This is a genomic window from Roseibium sp. (genome assembly GCF_050301095.1).
GTDB lineage: Bacteria > Pseudomonadota > Alphaproteobacteria > Rhizobiales > Stappiaceae > Roseibium.
In genome coordinates this window covers 1-3587 of the sequence record NZ_JBNKYW010000110.1, presented here as the reverse complement: position 1 = coordinate 3587, position 3587 = coordinate 1, and the positions used below count along the sequence as shown (strand labels likewise).

The window sequence follows — 3587 nt, the reverse complement described above, 5'->3', positions numbered from 1 at the left end:
AAGGCCGGTGGCACCAAGCACCATTCCGAGCTTCTGGCCCCCTTCGGCCTCGACGCGACGGATCCGGGTTTCTGGAAGAAGGGACTTTCGGTGATCGAGCGCATCATCGACGAACTGGAAGAACTCGACCGGGCTTGAGGCAGGCAAAACGGAATGACAAAGAGGTCCACGCCTCCTTTCCAGCACACACCCTATGACGGCTCCAGCCAACCGTTCACGGTTGGGCTGAAGCCACTGGAGGAAGACGAGTTTCTGGAATCCGATCAGCATCTCGGCCGGTATCTTGCCGAGAAGAAGCGGCTGTTTGCGGACCGGTTGGAGACGGTGTTCCGGGCCGAGCCCGATACGGATGCGGCCCAGCAGGAAGTGCTGGATCTCATCGCGGACAATCTGCAGCGGTTTCATTGCCGAACTCACCGGTTTCACGTTGGTGGGGTGAGTATTTCCGGAAGCTCCGGGGATGTTTCGCTGGGCGATAGGCCGGCCCTTCTGACGGCCTCACGGCTTGTTCAGGAGGATCTTGTCCTTATGCGGCCAGGGCCCGGCGGCTACCGGCTTGCCGCGGCCTCTCTCTGTTTCCCGTCGTCCTGGTCGCTTGCCGAGAAGTTCGGCCAGACCATGAGCGGCATCCACGAAACAGTGCCCGGTTTCAATAACTCCCGCATGGGGCAGATGGTGGCCCGCCTCTTCGACAATCTCAAAGCCGGGCAGCTTGTCGGCCGTTTCAACTGGTCGGTCTATCCGGACGCTCAGCTGCATCATCCCGAGCCGAGGCAGGTGCAGCTTGACGGCAGCGACAATGCGCTCGCCCGGCTTTTCATCCGGGTGGAGCGCCAGACCCTGCGACGCCTGCCGGGCACCGGCGACATCCTGTTCACGATCAAGGTGCACCACGACCCGCTGTCCGCGCTTGAGGGGTTGCAGAATTGCGCGCAGCTTGCCGAAGGACTGCGGCAACAGCTTCTGGCGCTCGATGCTGATCAGGTGAACTACAAGGGACTGGCTGAAACCCGGATTGCTTTGGCGGAGGCCTTGAAGAGATTGGCTGCATAAGCGGTGGTCCGGGAGCAGCACCGCCGCCTTCGCAGGAACTGGATATCGACGCCGGAAGTCCTATGTTGGCGTTGACGTCTTGTCTGACTTGAACGGGGAGCCTGCCGCCAGATGCCGCAATCCAAGGACCGGGAAAGCAACCGCCTGAGCGCCCGCATGGGCCGCTATGCGAAGGTTGGCACCAACATGGGCGGCATCGCCGCCAAGGTTGCAGGCGCGAAACTTTTCGGCATGGAACTCGACAACGCCCGGAACGCCGCCGACCTTGCGGCTGCACTCGGCGGCCTGAAAGGTCCGCTGATGAAAGTGGCGCAGCTGCTCTCCACGATCCCCGACGTTTTGCCGCCGGAATACACCACCGAACTTGCCAAGCTTCAGGCGAGCGCACCGCCCATGGGCTGGGCCTTCGTCAAGCGGCGGATGCGGGCGGAACTCGGGGCAGACTGGCAGAAAAGATTTGCCGAATTCGGCAGGGAACCGGCGGCGGCTGCCTCCCTCGGCCAGGTTCACCGCGCCACCGGTCACGATGGCAGGGCGCTGGCCTGCAAGCTTCAGTATCCGGACATGGCCTCGGCCGTGGAGGCGGACCTGAAACAGCTGCAGATGCTGTTTTCCCTGCACCGTCGCATGAGCCCGGCGATCGACACGCGCGAAATCGCCAAGGAAATCGGCGCCCGCGTCCGCGAGGAACTCGATTATGCCCGCGAGGCCGCGCATATCGCCATGTACAGCCGGATCTTGGCCGACAACAACCGGATACGCGTCCCGGACGTCATTGACGATTTGTCGACGGGCCGCCTTCTCACCATGGGCTGGCTCGAAGGCAAGCCTCTGCTCGCGTTCAAGGAGCACGATCAGCAAGAGCGCAATCTCCTGGCAAAGACCATGTTCCACGCCTGGTGGCACCCTTTCAGCCATTTCGGCGTCATTCACGGAGACCCGCATCTCGGTAACTACACTGTCTTTGAGGAGGACGGGCGGCCGGCGGGTATCAATCTGCTGGATTACGGCTGTATCCGCATCTTCCCCGAGGCATTCGTCGAGGGGGTCGTCGAGCTTTATCGCGGGCTCCTGGAAGAGGACAATGACCGGGTGGTCTCCGCCTATGAGCGCTGGGGTTTCAAGAATCTCAAGAAGGAGATCATTGAGGTTCTCAACATCTGGGCGCGGTTTATCTACGGACCGCTCCTGAGCGACCGGGTCCGCTCGCTGGCCGATGGTGTTTCGGCGGCGGAATACGGCCGCAGGGAGGCTTTCAAGGTGCATACGGCACTGAAGGAACTGGGGCCCGTGACCGTGCCGCAGGAATTCGTCTTCATGGACCGGGCCGCCATCGGCCTTGGCGGTGTCTTCCTGCATCTGCGTGCGGAGCTGAACTTCTTTCAACTCTTCAATGAGCAGATCGAAGGCTTCGAGGCGGCCACCGTGCGCAGGCGGCAGGACGAGGTGCTCGCGGCCGCGGGGCTCACCGGTACGCCGCATGCAGCCTGACTCGGGCCTTCCGGTTCCGGGCGGACTGCCGCGCGGAAGGGCTGTTTAGGCAGGGAAAAGCGCGAGATGTCAAAAAGTCGCGTCTGCAAAGCCGGAATCTGCACTTTGGCACATTGCCGAACCTGAAAACTTTATTGTATGTAGGCTGCCAACTGTCGAATTTCCTGGGGGACTTTATGTCTGACGAAATCACTCCCGCAATGGATTACGAAGCGCACGAGCGGACCTACGAAGGGTTTATCAACTTCGCCAAGGTCGGGACCATCGCCGTTCTGAACATCGTGCTGTGCCTGATCCTGTTCTCGTTCGGCGGCACGGCCGCAACCGTATTTGGCTGGCTGATGCTTATCGCCCTGATCGTGGCGGCTGCCATCGGCGTCGCCATCGGGTCTTCCGGCTGGATCCCGCCTGCTGCCGTTTTCGTGGCAACCGGCATTCTGGCGATTCTGACGGTCTGAGGACCGCGCGCCCGGACCTTAGGTGCGGACACTGCCGGATCCAGGTCCGAGGGACATGAATTGAGAAGGCGCGGCTTGTTCCGCGCCTTATCCATTTGCAACGAACGCCATGAACCAGTCCGCACCAGCCTCCTTTGTCTATGATCCGCCGGTGGACCCTTATCTCCAGGTCCTGCACCGGGATGAGGAGCTGCTTGTCGTAGACAAGCCGAGCGGGCTCTTGAGCGTTCCGGGAAAAGCCGCTGAGCATTCCGATTGCCTGGAGAGCCGGGCACAGGCCGCCTGGCCTGAGGCGCGGATCGTGCACCGTCTCGACATGGACACGTCCGGTGTGATGGTGCTGGCGATGAACCCCGCCGCGCACCGCCATCTGGGTTTGCAGTTCGAAAGACGCAAGACCCGTAAATCCTACATTGCCGAAGTCTGGGGGCTGATGTCCGCCGATGAAGGTGAGGTCGATCTTCCGCTCATCTGCGACTGGCCCAACCGGCCGAAGCAGATGGTCAGCTTCGAACACGGCAAACCGGCGCTGACCCGCTGGCAGGTGCTGGAAAGACGGGAGCGAACTACCCGCGTCCGGCTCTT

The 3587-nt window shown here is 61.8% G+C and carries 4 protein-coding genes; all 4 read left to right on the top strand.

All coding sequences use genetic code 11. The annotated features are described in order from the left end of the window. The first annotated feature begins 153 nt into the window (after positions 1-153). A complete protein-coding gene (locus ACQY7U_RS09660; protein WP_428643890.1) occupies positions 154-1053 on the top strand; it encodes a heme-dependent oxidative N-demethylase family protein in 900 nt (299 codons plus the stop codon). 111 nt (positions 1054-1164) lie between these two features. Beyond that, a complete protein-coding gene (locus tag ACQY7U_RS09655; protein ID WP_428643888.1) occupies positions 1165-2544 on the top strand; it encodes an ABC1 kinase family protein in 1380 nt (459 codons plus the stop codon). 176 nt (positions 2545-2720) lie between these two features. Beyond that, positions 2721-3002 (top strand): aa3-type cytochrome c oxidase subunit IV, encoded by a 282-nt coding sequence (locus ACQY7U_RS09650; protein ID WP_428643886.1) that lies wholly within the window; start codon positions 2721-2723, stop codon positions 3000-3002. Between the two features lie 109 nt (positions 3003-3111). Next, positions 3112-3587, top strand: a 476-nt coding sequence (locus tag ACQY7U_RS09645) for a pseudouridine synthase (RefSeq protein ID WP_428643885.1), incomplete at its 3' end; no start/stop codon positions are given.